The sequence below is a fragment of the Pseudomonas protegens CHA0 genome (assembly GCF_000397205.1).
In the GTDB taxonomy this organism is placed as follows: Bacteria; Pseudomonadota; Gammaproteobacteria; order Pseudomonadales; family Pseudomonadaceae; genus Aquipseudomonas; species Aquipseudomonas protegens.
This window is the reverse complement of record NC_021237.1, coordinates 1,255,299-1,270,691: the sequence shown is the minus strand read 5'-3', so window position 1 is coordinate 1,270,691 and position 15,393 is coordinate 1,255,299. Positions and strand designations below refer to the sequence as shown.

Below are 15,393 nucleotides of genomic sequence, written 5' to 3'. Positions count from 1 at the left end.
TTCCTACACACACATAGGACAAGTCTTAATCATCCAGGACAGCCTGGATATCACTGCGCAAGCTGGCGATGACCTCCAGCAACAATGGCCAATGACGATCGATGGCCTCGTCCTGCCGCCCCTTGACCAGCCCCTCGAGCTCGATACAGGCCCTGGCCAGGGGCAGGGCATCGATCAGGCAGCACACGCCCTTGAGCCGATGCAGGGTACCCCCTAGGCGTTCCCGGTCGCGGGCCTGGTGCGCCGCTTCCAGCGCCTGCTGCTCCTCGGCGAGGTTGCGCAACAACTCGTGCAGCATGCGTTGCAGCACCTGGTCGTCGGCCTGGGTCATGCTGCGCAAGGTCTGGATGTTGAAGGATGGCGGCGGCAGGAAGCGCGCCAGGGCCTGGGCCAACTGATCCAGGGTTACCGGCTTGACCAGCAGTTGATCCATTCCGGCCTCCTCGCAGCGCTCGCGTTCGTCTTCAAAGGCATTGGCGGTGCAGCCGATCACCGGACAACGCCCTCGCCCTTCCTGTGCCTCGGCCTGGCGTATCGCCTCGGCCAGGGCGTAGCCGCTCATGTCCGGCATGTTGCAGTCAGTCATCACCACGTCGAAGGTGCCGCCACGCCATTGCTGCAACGCCTCCCGGGCATTGTCACAGGCCACCACCCGGTGCCCGAGGAACATCAGTTGCTGGCACAGGACCATGCGGTTGGCGCTCAAGTCATCCACCACCAGCACCTCCATGCTCCGGCTCGGCGGACGTTCCTGCGTCGACGCCGGCCCAGACTCGAAATCGTCACTGACCCGCTCCAGGTACAACTCCAGCGACACCACGGTACCGACCCCAGGCTCGCTGAGCAGGTGAATCCGCCCGCCCATCAGTTCCACCAGTTGCCGGCAGATACTCAACCCCAGCCCGGTGCCGCCGTAGGCCGACGAGGTCATGGCATCGGCCTGGACAAAAGGCGTGAACAGCTTGGCCTGCTGCTCGGCGCTGATACCGCGGCCGGTGTCCGCAACACTGATGCGCAGGCACTCAAGGCCGGACTCGTCAGGCTGGCACTCCACCGTCATCCGCACCTCGCCCTGGGCGGTGAATTTCAGCGCGTTGCTCAACAGGTTGTGCACTACCTGGCGCAGGCGCGCCGGGTCGAACAGATAACGGCCCTTGGCCCGCTCACTGAACACCAGCTGCAACTGCACGCCCTGGTTGCGCGCCGTGACCTCGAACAACTGCCGGATACTCTCGAAAAACGGCTTGAGGGCGGTGACCTGGGGCACCAGGTGCATATACCCGGCCTCGATCTTGGCCAGGTCCAGGCTATCGCCCATCAGGCCGATCAATTCCTGGGCAGACTGGTAAGCCACCCGCAGGGCTTCGGAAAAGGGCACGCCGCGCAGCCGCGCCTGCTCTTTCTCCAGTTCCAGCAGGCCAAGGATGGCGGTCATCGGTGTGCGGATCTCGTGGCTCATGGTGGACAGGAAAGCCGTCTTCGCCGCGTTGGCCTGATCGGCCGCCTGGCGCGCCTCCACCAGTTGGTTCTCCAGGCGCTTGCGCTCGGTGATGTCGATCCAGCCGCCCAGCAAGCCCTGCAACTGCCCTTCTGCACTGTAGAAGGGCACCGCCCACTGATAGACATCGATAGGGCCATCCCTGGACTCCACCTGTCGGTCGGCGAACACCGACTCACCGGAGGCCAGCAACTGCATGAACTCACCATGCAACTGCTGGGCGGTGGCCGGCGGCAGGATGTCCAGTTCGGTCAGTTGCCGCCCCTGGATCTGCGCCAGGCTGGTGCCCAATTGCTGTTCATAACTCTTGTTGCAGGTCATCAAACGCCCCTGCAGGTCGCGCACGAAAATCGGGTTGGGAATACCGTCGAGCAAGGCCCGCTTGAACACCAGTTGATCATTGAGCCGCTGTTCAGCCAGCAATCGCTGCTGGATCTGGCGCTTGAGGCGACTGTTCCAGGCCAGGGAAATCAGGCCGAACAGCAGCGCTGTGGCAATCGCCCAATACACCCAGTTCGGCACGCGCTGCCAGGCAGGCACCGGCACTGGCGTAGCCCCCAGCCATTTCAGGCGCAGAGCGCTGAGCTCCGCTACCGGCAAGGCTTCCAGTGCCTTGTTGAGAATGCTCAGCAGCTCGGGCTGGTCCTTGCGCACGGAAAACTCGTCGGCCGACCAGGTGCCCTCGACACTGCGCCCTACCATCACCCCGGTCTCGGCCGGCCCCAGGGCTTGCACCTCGCTCTGGATAGTCGCCATGGCCTCGCCATTGCTGACCAGGGCCCGGGCCTCTTCATAGCTGGCAACGCTGCGCAGGCGAATGTCCGGGTAGTTGCGCCGGATAAAACTCTCCAGGGTGTGCCGGGCCGGAAGCACCAGCACCTCCCCCGCCATCTGCTTCAGGCTGCTCAGGCGCCGGTCCTCGGGACGCACCACGAACACCCAGGCCGCGCCGCCGAAGGCATGGGAGAAGTTCAGGAACAGCCGCCGGTCATCGCTGGCCGTGAGGGTGGTGTTCATCTGCGCCTCCCCGCTTTCCAGCAGTTCCAGAGTCTGGGCAGTAGTCTGGCTTTCCTTCTGCACGAAATGCAGCCCGGTCATGCGCGAGATACGGTTGAGCAGGTCGATATTGAGGCCGGTCCACTGGCCTTCCTTGTCCTTGAACACATGGGGCGGGTATTGCTGGGAGGCCACCACCACATGCTGGTGCTGGAGGATCCAGGCCTGTTCCTGGGCGCTGAGCTCGATCGGCTCGGCGAAGTTGCTCGCCCCAAGGCCAGTGGTCCAGCGTGCCTGGATTTCCCGGCGTATGGATTCATCGATGCTTTGCAGGGCCTTTTCCAGCAACTGTGCCAGCAGCACATTGCTGTCGCGGGTGGCGAAGGCGAAGCCGGTGGGCGGCAGGCGGCTTTCCACGTGGATCTGCAACCCCAGGTAGGGACGCAGGGCCTTGTAGGCGCGAACGATCACCTCGTTGCCGATGAAGGCGTCGGCATCCCCCTGCTTCACCGCTTCCAGGCCGCTGTAGAGGTTCGGTGAAAGCATGATCTGGCTGTCGGGATAGGCCGCATGGACCTGGGCGGCATTGGCGTAGCCGTCCAGCAGCACCACCTTCTTGCCCGCCAGGTCGTCACTGGGCTGCGGCTCGTCCCGACGCACCACGACCACCGCCAGGTCCGGCATGTAGTCACTGGTAAAACGCAGCCCCGGCGCTCCGCGCTCATAGCCGTTGGCACTGGTCAGCACATCGATGGTGCCGTTGCGCAGCGCTTCCACCGCCTGCTCGCGCTCGGAAAAGCCCAGGACCTCCATGGACGTCCCCAGGCGCTCGCCCACCAGGCTCAGGTAATCGGCGCTGATGCCCTGGTAACGGTTACGGTCGCGAGTGATGTCGATGGGCTGGTAGTCATCGATGGAAATCCCCACCCTTAGGGTCCGGTGGCTTTTCAGCCATCGCTGCTCGGCGGGAGCCAGGGGCAAGGGGTCGAGATCGACAAAGGCCGGCACCAACTTGAAAGACAGGTTCTGAGCGGCGTAGGCAGGTGCCGCCCAAGCGAATATTGCACAGACCAGCACAGGCCCGTACAGCCAGCGCTGGACGGGCAGTTTCCGATAGGTTCGACGGCGAATCATCCGGGCCTCCCGGCGTCTTGCGAGCCACACTCATGCCACTGGGGCAAGAAAAAACAAAGCCCGTCAGAAGACGGGCTTGTTAGTCGGCAAAGCCAATGAATCAGAGCGGCTTGCCACGATTGCCGTGCTGGCTGACAAAAGCCTGCACCGCTTTCAGGTCGTTGGCCAGGACCGTGCAGCGCTCTTCACGCTGAAACAGGTCGGACAGGTGCGCCGGCAGCTCCAGAGCCTTGCCGACACCGGCCTTTTCCACCGCATCCGGGAACTTGACCGGGTGCGCGGTGCCCAGGACCACCATGGGTGTATCCAGGCTGCGCCGGCATTCACGGGCGGCCTTGACCCCGATCGCGGTGTGCGGGTCCAGCACTTCGCCGGTCTGGGCGAAGACTTCGGCGATGGTTTCGCAGGTCTGCTCGTCGCTCACCGCCAGGGAGTCGAACAGCTTGCGCGCTTCGGTCCAGCGATCCTGTTCGACGCTGAAACCGCCGCCCTGCTTGAAGCTGTCCATCAAGGCCGCCAGGGCCGCGCCGTTGCGACCGTGCAAGTCGAACAGCAGACGCTCGAAGTTCGACGAGACCATGATGTCCATGGACGGCGACAGGGTCGCGTGCAGGGTTTCCTTGACGTACTGATTGCCGCTCATGAAGCGGTGCAGGATGTCGTTGCGGTTGGTGGCGACGATCAGCTGGCTGATCGGCAGGCCCATGTTGCGCGCCAGGTAGCCGGCGAAGATGTCGCCGAAGTTGCCGGTGGGCACCGAGAACGCGATGGAACGTGCCGGGCCGCCCAACTGCAGGGCCGCGTGGAAGTAGTAGACGATCTGGGCCATGATCCGCGCCCAGTTGATCGAGTTCACCGCCACCAGGCGAGTGCCCTTAAGGAAGCCCTGGTCGGCGAAGCTGGCCTTGACCATTTCCTGGCAGTCGTCGAAGTTGCCTTCGATGGCGATGTTGTGGATGTTCTCGCCGAGGATGGTGGTCATCTGCCGGCGCTGCACTTCCGATACACGGTTGTGCGGATGCAGGATGAAGATGTCGACGTTGTCGCAACGCTTGCAGCCTTCGATGGCCGCCGAGCCGGTGTCACCGGAGGTGGCACCGATGATCACCACGCGCTCGCCGCGCTTCTCCAGCACGTAGTCCAGCAGGCGACCCAGCAGTTGCAGGGCGAAGTCCTTGAATGCCAGGGTCGGGCCATGGAACAGCTCCAGCACCCACTCGTTGCCGTTGAGCTGGCGCAGCGGCGCAATGGCGTTGTGGGAGAAGGCGCCGTAGGTTTCTTCAAGGATCTTCTTGAAATCGGCGTCCGGAATGCTGCCGGTGACGAACGGGCGCATGACCCGGAACGCCAGCTCGTGATACGGCAGGCCAGCCCAGGAAGCGATTTCTTCCTGAGTGAAACGCGGCAGGTTCTCTGGCACATAGAGACCGCCGTCGCTGGCCAGACCTGCCAGCAGCACATCTTCGAAATTCAGGGCCGGTGCCTGGCCACGAGTACTGATATAGCGCATGGGGACAAACCTTCGGTTTGAGCCTCAAGCCGCAAGCTTCAAGCCTCAAGTCAAAGCCGATCAGCTTCTGACTTGGCGCTTGCCGCTTGCCACTTGCGGCTGCTTCATTAATTCAAATGTTCGACGCGGATACGCACCACCGGGCCAACGACGCCCTGCAGGGCCTCCAGGGCGGTGATCGCATCGTTGATGTGCTGCTCCAGAACACGGTGGGTCAGCAGGATCATCGGCACCAGGCCGTCCTGCTCTTCCACTTCCTTCTGCATGATCGATTCGATGTTGATGCCGCGCTCCGAGAGGATGCTCGCCACCTGGGCCAGTACGCCCGGGTGATCCTTGGCCTGGATGCGCAGGTAGTAGGCGCTCTCGCAGGACTCGATCGGCAGGATCGGATGATCCGACAGCGAGTCAGGCTGGAACGCCAGGTGCGGCACGCGGTTTTCCGGGTCGCTGGTCATGGCGCGAACCACGTCCACCAGGTCGGCCACCACCGAGGAAGCGGTCGGCTCCATGCCCGCGCCGGCGCCGTAGAACAGGGTCGAACCGGCGGCATCGCCATTGACCATGACCGCGTTCATCACACCGTTGACGTTGGCGATCAGGCGATCGGCCGGAATCAGGGTCGGGTGCACCCGCAGCTCGATACCGGCCTCGGTGCGGCGCGCCACACCCAGGTGCTTGATGCGGTAGCCCAGGGCCTCGGCGTAGTTCACGTCGGCGGTGGTGAGCTTGGTGATGCCTTCGGTGTAGGCCTTGTCGAACTGCAGCGGGATACCAAAGGCGATGGAGGCCAGGATGGTCAGCTTGTGCGCGGCATCGATGCCTTCGACGTCGAAGGTCGGGTCGGCTTCGGCGTAGCCCAGGGCCTGGGCTTCGGCCAGCACGTCTTCAAAGGTGCGGCCCTTCTCGCGCATTTCCGAGAGGATGAAGTTGCCGGTGCCGTTGATGATCCCCGCCAGCCAGTTGATACGGTTGGCCGAGAGGCCTTCGCGGATCGCCTTGATCACCGGGATGCCACCGGCAACGGCGGCTTCGAAAGCGACGATCACGCCCTTCTCCTGGGCCTTGGCGAAGATTTCGTTGCCGTGCACGGCGATCAGCGCCTTGTTCGCGGTGACCACGTGCTTGCCGTTCTCGATGGCCTTGAGCACCAGGTCACGGGCCACGGTGTAGCCGCCCACCAGCTCGATGACGATATCGATTTCAGGGTTGGTGGCCACGGCGAAGACATCGTTGGTAATCGCAATACCGGTCGTTTGGAACTGCGGCTTTGGCGTACGGGTAGCAATCTGCGCTACTTCGATTCCACGCCCGGCACGGCGGGCAATCTCCTCGGCGTTGCGCTGAAGTACGTTTAGGGTACCGCCACCGACAGTACCCAGCCCACAGATGCCTACTTTGACCGGATTCACTCTGAACTCCCCATAAAACGGCCGACTCTAGGCCGGCCGTGGAATACAGCCGCAAACTGCGCGGCTCTCTATTAATGGCCCGCCGGCTTGGCCGGCGGGCCATGATCGTCAAAGGCTAGCGTGACGATGCAGGATTATTTCGCACCCAGGGCCAGTTTGGCGATCTGCGGTGCCGGCTGGTAGCCGGGAATCACCTGGCCATCAGCCAGAACGATGGCCGGGGTGCCGTTGACGCCGATCGACTGGCCCAGGGCGAATTGCTTGGACACCGGGTTGGCGCACTTGGCGGCCTTGATTTCCTTGCCGTCGACCATCTTGTCCATCGCGGCTTTCTTGTCCGCCGAGCACCAGACCGCTTGCAGCTGTTCGTCACCCGGCGAGCCCAGGCCCTGGCGTGGGAACGCCACGTAGCGCACCTCCACGCCCAGCTTGTTCAGCTCGGGCACTTCGGCGTGCAGCTTGTGGCAGTACGGGCAGGTGGTGTCGGTGAACACGGTGATGTGGGTCTTGGTTTCGCCAATGGCTGGATAGACCACAGTTTCCGCGACCGGAATGCCGTTGATCAACTTGGAAATGCCCAGGCGCTCGGTTTTTTCGGTGAGGTTGACCGGCTTGCCATCCTTGAGCTGGAACAGGTAGCCCTGGACCACGAACTGGCCGTCGGCGCTGGCGTACAGCACACGACTGCCCTTGAGCTTGACTTCGTACAGGCCACCCATGGGGCTGGCGGTAATGCTTTCCACAGGCGTTTCGAGCTGCAGGGTCTCGAGGCTCTTGCGGATGGCTTTCTCGGCACTGTCATCGGCCATGGCAAAAGTGCTGAGCAGCGCCAGGGAGGCGGCGGCAAAAATCTGGGTCAAGCGCATGGGAACTCCTGAAGGCGGGCAAATGGGCCACTCGCAGCGATCACCATGGCAACCGCTCGCAAACAGCCGTTTTGCAAACCGGCAAAGCCTATCACATCTGTTTGCCGGCACCGACTACGGGCGACGCAAAGCGCGGCCCGGAAGGCAAATCAACCGCGCGGATGGTGCTTGGCGTGCAGATCCTGCAGCCGGGCGCGGGCCACATGGGTATAGATCTGGGTGGTGGACAGATCGCTATGGCCCAACAGCATCTGCACCACTCGCAGGTCGGCGCCGTGATTGAGCAGATGGGTAGCGAAGGCATGGCGCAAGGTGTGGGGCGACAGCGCCTTGCCGATCCCGGCGACCTTGGCCTGGTGCTTGATCCGATGCCAGAAGGTCTGGCGGGTCATCTGCTCGCCACGCAGGCTGGGGAACAGCACGTCGCTGGGACGCCCGCCCAGCAGCTCGGCACGGGCATCACGCATGTAGCGCTCGACCCAGACAATCGCCTCCTCGCCCATGGGCACCAGGCGCTCCTTGCTGCCCTTGCCCATGACCCGCAGCACGCCCTGGCGCAGGTTGACCTGCTCCAGGGTCAGGCTGATCAACTCGGTAACCCGCAGGCCGCAGGCATAGAGCACTTCGAGCATGGCCCGGTCGCGCTGGCCGATGGCCTCGCTCAGGTCCGGCGCGGCCAGCAGCGCTTCCACATCCGCCTCCGACAGCGACTTGGGCAACGGACGCCCCAGTTGCGGCATGTCGATCTGCAAGGTTGGATCGATTTCAATCAGCTTTTCCCGCAGCAGATAGCGATAGAAACCACGCACGCCCGAGAGGAATCGCGCTGTCGAGCGGGGCTTGTAGGCTTGCTCCACGCGCCAGGCCAGGTGATCGAGGATCAGCTCGCGCCCGGCCCGCGGCAACTCCAGCCCCTGCTCCTGCAACCAGCCGTTGAACAACGCCAGGTCACTGCGATAGGCGTCGCGCGTGTTGTCGGACAGGCCTTTCTCCAACCACAGGGCGTCGAGAAAACGGTCGATCAGGGGGTGGTCGATGGCAGGCATAAAGACTCGAAAGGCGCGGCCCAGAGGCCAGGCGTAAAAAAATAGTGAACTGCGCGCAGGGTCGCTAGTCTTTCATAGCCAGCCATTTTCAGGAACAGGGTGCATTGATGAGTGAACAACAGATTCTGCTGGCCTTCGGCGGCATCGGCGTGGCCGCGCTGGGCTGCCAGTGGCTGGCCTGGAGGCTGAAACTGCCGGCCATTCTCTTTCTGTTGCTCAGCGGCATTCTGGCCGGGCCGATACTGGGCTGGCTCGACCCGCAGGAGATGTTCGGCCCGCTGTTGATGCCCCTGGTTTCGCTGGCGGTGGCGCTGATCCTGTTCGAAGGCAGCCTGACCCTGCACCTCTCCGAGTGGCGCGAGATCGGCAGTGTGGTGCACCGCCTGGTGACCATCGGCGCGCTGTCCACCTGGGCCGTGATCACCCTGGCCACCCACTGGCTGCTGGGCTTCGACTGGATGCTGGCCCTGCTGTTCGGCACCCTGACCCTGGTCACCGGACCGACGGTGATCGTGCCCATGCTGCGGGTAGTGCGGCCCAAGGCCTCGATCGCCAATATCCTGCGCTGGGAAGGCATCGTCATCGACCCTATCGGCGCCCTGCTGGCGGTGGTGGTCTACAGCTTCATCATCGCCAGCGCCGAGGGCGCGGGCCTGAGCCAGAGCCTGCTGACCTTTGGCGGGGTGATTCTGTGCGGCAGCCTGTTCGGCATCGCCGGCGGCTGGGTCCTGGGCAGCATCATGCGCCGCCAGTGGCTGCCGGAATACCTGCACAACCTGGCAACCCTGGCGGCAGTGCTGGGAATCTTCATCGCTTCCAACCAGGTGATGCACGAATCCGGGCTGCTGGCGGTGACCCTGATGGGCATGTGGATGGCCAACATGAAGGGCGTGGATGTGCGGCACATCCTGCACTTCAAGGAAAACCTCAGCGTGCTGCTGATTTCCGGGCTGTTCATCCTCCTGGCGGCACGCCTGGACCTCAAGGCGCTGATTGCCCTGGGCCCGCTGGTGCTGATCCTGCTGCTGGTGATCCAGTTCATCGCCCGGCCACTGAACGTGCTGCTGTCCACGGCCGGTTCCAGCCTCAACTGGCGTGAACGCGCCTTGCTGGCGTGGATTGCCCCACGGGGGATTGTTGCAGCAGCGGTGTCGGCGATCTTCGCCATCCGCCTGGATGAAGCCGGTCATGAGGGAGCATTGCTGCTGGTGCCACTGACCTTTGCCGTGATCATCGGCACCGTGGTCCTGCAAAGCGCCACGGCTCGCTCCCTGGCGCGCCTGTTGAAAGTCGCCGAGCCGGCGCCCAGCGGCTTTCTCATCGTCGGCGCCAACGGCCCGGCACGGACCCTTGGCAAAGCCTTGCAGCAACTGGGCAGCCGGGTGCTGTTGACCGACTCCAGCTGGGAAAACATTCGCGCGGCGCGCATGGAAGGGCTGCCCACCTATTTCGGCAACCCGGCCTCGCAGCACGCCGATGCCCATCTGGACCTGGTGGGCCTGGGCCACTTGCTTGCACTCTCGCCCTCAGGAGAGCTGAACACCCTGGCCGCCATGCGCTTTCGCCACGACTTCGGCCACCAGCGCCTGTTTGCCCTGGCCAACAGCCAGGAAAGCCGGCGCACCGACAAGCACCGGGCCAGCCACGAACACCGCGGCCAGTTGCTGGGCAGCGAGGCCTTGACCTACACCAAGCTGGCCAGCCTGCTGGGCCAGGGCGCGGAGCTGTACAGCACCAACCTGACCGAAGCCTTTGGCTGGAACGATTACCAGGCCCTGCACGGCGAACGCGCCACTCTGCTGTTTGCCCGCGACAGTAGCGGCTGGGTGCATGTCGTCACCCCAGACAGCAGCCTCAAGCCGGCGGCAGGCTGGACGCTGCTGGCCCTGATCCAGCCCGAGTCCCTGTAACGCTCCCCCTTGCAGGAACTGGTTTGCCAGCGAAGAGGCCCGATGGCTTATTCGCCGGCACGCCGGCTCCTACGTCGCAAACCCTGGAAGCACCGGCACCGGGCGCTTGTCATCGTCGATGGCGACAAAGCTGAACAAGCCATGGATGGCCTTTTCCCGACCATCACAGCTCATGCTCTCTACAAACACCTCGACTTCGACCTTGAGGCTGGTGTTACCCACCTTCACCACTCGCCCCACCAATTCGACGATCGAACCTGCGGCAATCGGATGGTTGAAATCAATGCGGTCGGTGGACACCGTCACCAACGGCAGCCGGCAGAAACGGGTCGCGGCGATAAACGAAACCTCGTCCATCCAGGCCAGGGCGGTGCCGCCGAACAGGGTGTTGTGATGATTGGTGGTGGACGGGAATACCGCCTTGGTCACGCGGGTCACCGAGAGTTCGGTACGGCGCTGGATTTCTTGCTCACGAAGGGTCATCGGACTACTGCCTGAATGGATGGATCCGCGCACGGGCACGCTGCGGGCATGGAACGCCCATGAGCGCTGCAGGGCAGCGACCCAAGGCTTGATGGGAATAATCGGGGGCGGCCTGCCTGTGGATAGAACCAGGCCAGGATTGCCGGGAGGATGCGACGCACCCTGGGCGTCCGTGCAGGCTGCACGGATCGGGCGATCACACTTTATTGGGCCGGCGAGTATATCGCCGCCCGGCAGGGGCTGAAAGAACCCGCCAGGGGCCAAAGGCCACAACCGGCGATAAAAAATGCGATTATCCGCGCACTGAAAAAGGAGACCCGCCGCCATGGATGCCCCGCTCGCGCCTTCGCTCGTCGCGCACCTGCAACAACGCCTGAACACCGACCGAGTGGATCATCCGAACTTCATCGGCCCGCCGCCCGACATCAGCCCATTGACGCCCGCTCAATTGGGCAGCCTGTGGCCGGCCATCCGCCGAGCCCTGCGCGATCATGCCAACCCCGCGGCGCAGCAACTGGCGACCGCGATCGTGCAGCAGGCCACGCAACTGGAGCTGAGCCCGGCCCTCGATCAAACCACCCTGCTGGAGGCGCTGCGCAGTTGCGTGAACTGGCAGGAGGCATTGGAACAACTGGCCTGTTTCAGCGGAACACCGAGCTCCGCCCTGGCCGAAGAACTGCGCAGGATCCTTGCGGAACCGGGCCCACAGTGGGCGCTGTACTACCACCAGGCGTACGTGCTGGCGCAATGGGTGGATGAAGAAACCCGCACGGCGCTGCGGCGTTGCGTGGAACAACACCACGCCGATGCGCCCTACGCCCGGCAGGAGTTCGAACTGCTTGGGCAACTGGAGCCTCGCTCACGGCAGGCCCTGGCCGGCAGCGAGTACTGGACCGGCCATCATCACCTGAGCGCAGATCCGGCCAGGGTGCTGATGGATGACGCGGCGTACGTCGAATTCTCACAGCAGATCCTCAGTACCGCAGCCCAGCGCCTGGACGCCATCCACAGCGGCGCCACGCCCTATGTGGCCGATGGCGCCTTTACCACCGATGACACTCCGGTGATCGCCCGCGCCGCGCGGGTCGCCCTGCTGCGCGATGCCTCCTGGCTGCCACCACTAATGGACATTTTGCTGCCCAAGGCCTGCGTCGCCCCGACCCAGGCCAAGACTGCGCCGTCGCAGTCCCTGGCCATCGCCCTGGGGCACTGCATCGAGCAGGTGCCGACTCCGGAAAGCGTGCAGGCACTGCGCAGCGCCCTGGGCCTGGTGCGCCATGCCAGCATCCAGAAAAAACTCGCCCGCAACCTCAAACCTGCCGAACGCGGCCTGGCCCAACGCCCCGAGATCGCCCTGCGCCTGGCCCCCACCAGCACGCCCGGCAAGGCCCAGCACGGGCTTCTGGCCAGTTGCCTGGAATCCGGGCTGTGGCAAGCCTTTGAGTTGTCTTTGCGCGACTGGCGAGCGCAACTGGCGGACTCCGCCGTGGGCTCGCCCTTTGCCCGCTCACTGGTTTGGGTTGCCCATTGCACAGATGGCCAACGCCGCAGCTTCCTGTTGGACGCGGATGCGCAAGCGCTAGACTCCCGGGGCCAACCGCTGAGCCTGGATGCCGGGTGCAGGATTTCGCTATGGCACCCGCTGTCAGCCAACGCCGCAGAGCGCCACGCCTGGCAGGCCCTGATCAGCGAACGCCGGATCAAACAACCGCTGCGCCAAGTGTTTCGCGAGTACTACCTGCCCTCTCAGCAAGAGCTGGAAAGCCACACCTGCCAGGCATTCGCCGGATACAGCCTGTCCATCCGCCCCCTGATCGGCCTGGCCCGCCGCGAAGGCTGGAAGATCGACCGGGACAGCGGCCTGAGCCGGAACCTGGGGGATATCCGGGTGAGCTTTGCGGTGGACGCGGCACTCTATCCGGGGCTGCAGGGGCACTGCCTGTCCGGCAGCGCAAGCTTCGCTCGGCGCACCGATAAACACTGGCAGCCGATGCTGCTGCAGGATGTGCCGCCGCAGGTGTTTTCAGAAGCCTGCCGGGCCATCGACCTGCTGGTGAGCGTCAGCAGTTTCGCCATCGAAGAGCTGGCACAGAGCGCCACCGGCCAGCCCCTGCCGCAAATGCCGGCCGCCAGGCGCGAGCAACGCCTGAACCTGCTGGCCGGGCACAACCTCACCCAGATGGCTCTGATGCGCCAGCACGTGCTGGGCAGGGCTTTCGCCCCACTTATCGAGCAGGGGGTGTTGTCGATGGAGGGGCGCCATGTCCGCATCGGCGACCATGCGGTGCATCTGGCCACCGGGCGCGTGACACGCGATGGCGAACCCGTGGAGATGGCCCTGGCGGCGCAAAGCGGCAAATTGACCGCCCTGCCCTGGCTGCCTTATGACGAGGTACTGCTGGAACGGATCGCCAACACGGTCTGCGCCCTGCTGAACCGCTCCGGGCATTAAATGACAGGCAACAAAAAAGCAGCCCGTAGGCTGCTTTTTTCTGCATCGGAAGCTGGACTTAAGCCAGTTTTTCCTTGATGCGAGCTGCTTTACCCGACAGGTCGCGCAGGTAGTACAGCTTGGCTTTACGCACGTCACCGCGACGCTTGACAGCCATGCTGTCGATCTGCGGGCTGTAGGTCTGGAAAGTACGCTCTACGCCAACGCCGTTGGAGATTTTACGTACGGTGAACGCGCTGTTCACACCGCGGTTGCGCTTGGCGATAACTACGCCTTCGAACGCCTGCAGACGGGAACGATCACCTTCCTTCACTTTCACCTGAACGACAATGGTGTCGCCCGGGGCAAAGGCTGGGATCTCTTTGGTCATCTGCTCTGCTTCGAGTGCAAGGATGATTTTGTTGGTCATGCTGTGCTCCTAAGGTAAATCGTCGGATCTACCATCGATACGTTGTTAACTATCGTCCCGCTCGCGGAGATATTCCTCGAGCAGCTTCTTCTCTTCTCCAGAAAGCGAGCGGCTTTCCAGAAGATCGGCGCGTCGTTCATAGGTCCGACCAAGGGACTGCTGTAAACGCCAACGCCGGATGTGTGCGTGGTTGCCACTTAGCAACACGTCGGGAACACGCTGATCCGCATACACCTCCGGTCGGGTGTAGTGCGGGCAATCCAGCAGACCGTCCGTGAAGGAATCTTCCTCCGCGGAATCCACATGCCCTAAAGCTCCGGGCAGCAGTCGCGTAACCGCATCAATCAGGACCATCGCCGGCAGCTCGCCACCGGAGAGTACATAGTCGCCAATCGACCACTCTTCATCGACATGAGCATCAATAAAACGCTCGTCAATGCCTTCATAACGACCAGCAATCAGGATCAATGCATCCTCATTCGCCAACTCGCGCACCGCCGACTGATTCAGTTGGCGGCCTTGGGGCGACAGGTAGATCACCTTCGCGCCCTCCCCGGCTGCGTTTCTGGCCTGAACCAGTGCATCTTCCAGGGGCTTGATCTTCATCACCATGCCCGGACCACCGCCAAACGGGCGATCGTCCACAGTGTGATGTCGATCCGTGGTGTAGTCTCGCGGATTCCAACAGGTCAGCTGCAACAGCCCCTGTTTCACCGCGCGGCTGGTTATGCCGTACTCGCTGATGGCGGAGAACATCTCGGGAAACAAACTGATCACTTCTACGCGCAAGTTAGCCACGCTTAGAAGTCCGCATCCCATTCCACCTTCATCTCGCCCGCGGCCAGGTCGACGGCCAACACACATTGCTCGGTATAGGGCAACAGGCGTTCGCGATCATCCAGGCTGCCAGCGCAAGGCTTGACCACCATTACATCGTTCGAGCCGGTCTCCAGCAGGTGATCGATCTTCCCGAGCAGTTGCCCGAGGCCGTCGATAACCTTGAGACCTTGCAGCTGGTACCAGTAGTACTCGCCGTCGGTCAGTTCAGGGAACAGGCTGCGCGGCACGCAGATCTCGTAACCGGCCAGAAGACGAGCTTCCTCGCGATCATCAAGACCCTTGAGCTTTGCGACCAGGAACTTGTCGTTCCCGCGTCCGCTGACCAGCTCAACCTGCTTCACGCTACCTTCGCGCTTGAGCGTCCAGGTTTTGTAGTCCAACAGGTTTTTAATCGGATCAGTAAAGGAAAAGACCTTCACTTCGCCGCGAACGCCATGAACAGAGTAGATTTTGCCGATAACGATCAAATCATCAGCAGGAGCTGGCGTCGCGTTCATAGGGTTCAGGCTGCAGCCTTAGCCGATTCCTTCAGCAACTGAGCAACACGCTCAGAAGGCTGTGCACCAACGCTCAGCCAGTAGGCTACGCGCTCTTGGTTCACGGACAGGCGGACTTCTTGACCACGAGCGATCGGGTTGAAGAAGCCAACTTGTTCTTTGTGCGAACCGTCGCGTGGGTTGCGGCTGTCGGTCACGGTCAAGTGGTAAAACGGGCGCTTTTTGGAGCCGCCAAGGGCAAGACGGATTGTTAGCATGTGAACATCGTTCCTGTAGTCGGTGCTGCAAATCTAAATGCACAGCGGGCATGGGTGCCCGAAAGGCCGCATATTCTAAGGAA

At 63.0% G+C, this 15,393-nt stretch carries 12 protein-coding genes; 2 read left to right on the top strand and 10 right to left on the bottom strand.

Features of this window, described 5'->3' with window-relative positions; genetic code table 11:
• Positions 1-25: 25 nt before the first annotated feature.
• From PFLCHA0_RS05610 to xerD, 5 genes are all read right to left on the bottom strand, one after another.
• A complete protein-coding gene (locus tag PFLCHA0_RS05610; protein ID WP_015634284.1) occupies positions 26-3,628 on the bottom strand; it encodes an ATP-binding protein in 3,603 nt (1,200 codons plus the stop codon).
• A gap of 100 nt (positions 3,629-3,728) precedes the next feature.
• On the bottom strand, positions 3,729-5,138 hold the full coding sequence (gene thrC / locus PFLCHA0_RS05605) for a threonine synthase (RefSeq protein ID WP_015634283.1): 1,410 nt from the start codon (positions 5,136-5,138) through the stop codon (positions 3,729-3,731).
• Between the two features lie 107 nt (positions 5,139-5,245).
• The gene (locus tag PFLCHA0_RS05600; RefSeq protein ID WP_011059451.1) at positions 5,246-6,550 is read right to left on the bottom strand and encodes a homoserine dehydrogenase; all 1,305 of its coding nucleotides are present in this window, start codon (positions 6,548-6,550) and stop codon (positions 5,246-5,248) included.
• A gap of 134 nt (positions 6,551-6,684) precedes the next feature.
• Positions 6,685-7,416 (bottom strand): thioredoxin fold domain-containing protein, encoded by a 732-nt coding sequence (locus PFLCHA0_RS05595; protein ID WP_011059450.1) that lies wholly within the window; start codon positions 7,414-7,416, stop codon positions 6,685-6,687.
• Positions 7,417-7,565: 149 nt separating this feature from the next.
• Positions 7,566-8,462 carry a site-specific tyrosine recombinase XerD gene (gene xerD, locus PFLCHA0_RS05590; protein ID WP_011059449.1) on the bottom strand — a complete coding sequence of 299 codons (897 nt, stop codon included), beginning with the start codon at positions 8,460-8,462 and terminating at the stop codon, positions 7,566-7,568.
• Between the two features lie 107 nt (positions 8,463-8,569).
• On the opposite strand from xerD, the gene PFLCHA0_RS05585 reads away from it, so the two are divergent.
• The gene (locus PFLCHA0_RS05585) at positions 8,570-10,372 is read left to right on the top strand and encodes a cation:proton antiporter (RefSeq protein WP_015634282.1); all 1,803 of its coding nucleotides are present in this window, start codon (positions 8,570-8,572) and stop codon (positions 10,370-10,372) included.
• A gap of 69 nt (positions 10,373-10,441) precedes the next feature.
• On the opposite strand, the gene PFLCHA0_RS05580 is transcribed toward PFLCHA0_RS05585, so the two are convergent.
• Positions 10,442-10,855 (bottom strand): acyl-CoA thioesterase, encoded by a 414-nt coding sequence (locus PFLCHA0_RS05580; RefSeq protein WP_019094772.1) that lies wholly within the window; start codon positions 10,853-10,855, stop codon positions 10,442-10,444.
• Positions 10,856-11,180: 325 nt separating this feature from the next.
• On the opposite strand from PFLCHA0_RS05580, the gene PFLCHA0_RS05575 reads away from it, so the two are divergent.
• Positions 11,181-13,307 carry a DUF4132 domain-containing protein gene (locus tag PFLCHA0_RS05575; RefSeq protein WP_015634280.1) on the top strand — a complete coding sequence of 709 codons (2,127 nt, stop codon included), beginning with the start codon at positions 11,181-11,183 and terminating at the stop codon, positions 13,305-13,307.
• Positions 13,308-13,365: 58 nt separating this feature from the next.
• Here PFLCHA0_RS05575 and rplS read toward each other — a convergent pair whose 3' ends face one another.
• Genes rplS through rpsP form a run of 4 tightly spaced genes read right to left on the bottom strand, consistent with a single transcriptional unit; the run spans position 13,366 to position 15,310 of the window.
• Positions 13,366-13,716: a 50S ribosomal protein L19 gene (gene rplS / locus PFLCHA0_RS05570; protein WP_009047143.1), complete on the bottom strand. Its 351-nt coding sequence runs from the start codon at positions 13,714-13,716 to the stop codon at positions 13,366-13,368.
• Positions 13,717-13,761: 45 nt separating this feature from the next.
• Positions 13,762-14,535 (bottom strand): tRNA (guanosine(37)-N1)-methyltransferase TrmD, encoded by a 774-nt coding sequence (gene trmD / locus PFLCHA0_RS05565; protein ID WP_019094770.1) that lies wholly within the window; start codon positions 14,533-14,535, stop codon positions 13,762-13,764.
• Positions 14,517-15,053 (bottom strand): ribosome maturation factor RimM, encoded by a 537-nt coding sequence (gene rimM / locus PFLCHA0_RS05560; protein WP_011059444.1) that lies wholly within the window; start codon positions 15,051-15,053, stop codon positions 14,517-14,519. The genes trmD and rimM overlap by 19 nt, the downstream gene beginning before the upstream one ends.
• 5 nt (positions 15,054-15,058) lie before the next feature.
• Positions 15,059-15,310, bottom strand: a complete 252-nt coding sequence (gene rpsP / locus PFLCHA0_RS05555; protein ID WP_007927680.1) for a 30S ribosomal protein S16 — start codon at positions 15,308-15,310, stop codon at positions 15,059-15,061.
• Between the last annotated feature and the right edge of the window lie 83 nt (positions 15,311-15,393).

Bases quoted from the DNA above. Each gene is read 5' to 3' on its own strand.
- rplS (WP_009047143.1), bottom strand. From the start codon at position 13,716: ATGACCAACAAAATCATCCTTGCACTCGAAGCAGAGCAGATGACCAAA.
- trmD (WP_019094770.1), bottom strand. From the start codon at position 14,535: ATGGGATGCGGACTTCTAAGCGTGGCTAACTTGCGCGTAGAAGTGATC.
- PFLCHA0_RS05610 (WP_015634284.1), bottom strand. From the start codon at position 3,628: ATGATTCGCCGTCGAACCTATCGGAAACTGCCCGTCCAGCGCTGGCTG.
- PFLCHA0_RS05575 (WP_015634280.1), top strand. From the start codon at position 11,181: ATGGATGCCCCGCTCGCGCCTTCGCTCGTCGCGCACCTGCAACAACGC.
- PFLCHA0_RS05595 (WP_011059450.1), bottom strand. From the start codon at position 7,416: ATGCGCTTGACCCAGATTTTTGCCGCCGCCTCCCTGGCGCTGCTCAGC.
- rimM (WP_011059444.1), bottom strand. From the start codon at position 15,053: ATGAACGCGACGCCAGCTCCTGCTGATGATTTGATCGTTATCGGCAAA.
- rpsP (WP_007927680.1), bottom strand. From the start codon at position 15,310: ATGCTAACAATCCGTCTTGCCCTTGGCGGCTCCAAAAAGCGCCCGTTT.
- xerD (WP_011059449.1), bottom strand. From the start codon at position 8,462: ATGCCTGCCATCGACCACCCCCTGATCGACCGTTTTCTCGACGCCCTG.
- PFLCHA0_RS05585 (WP_015634282.1), top strand. From the start codon at position 8,570: ATGAGTGAACAACAGATTCTGCTGGCCTTCGGCGGCATCGGCGTGGCC.
- thrC (WP_015634283.1), bottom strand. From the start codon at position 5,138: ATGCGCTATATCAGTACTCGTGGCCAGGCACCGGCCCTGAATTTCGAA.
- PFLCHA0_RS05580 (WP_019094772.1), bottom strand. From the start codon at position 10,855: ATGACCCTTCGTGAGCAAGAAATCCAGCGCCGTACCGAACTCTCGGTG.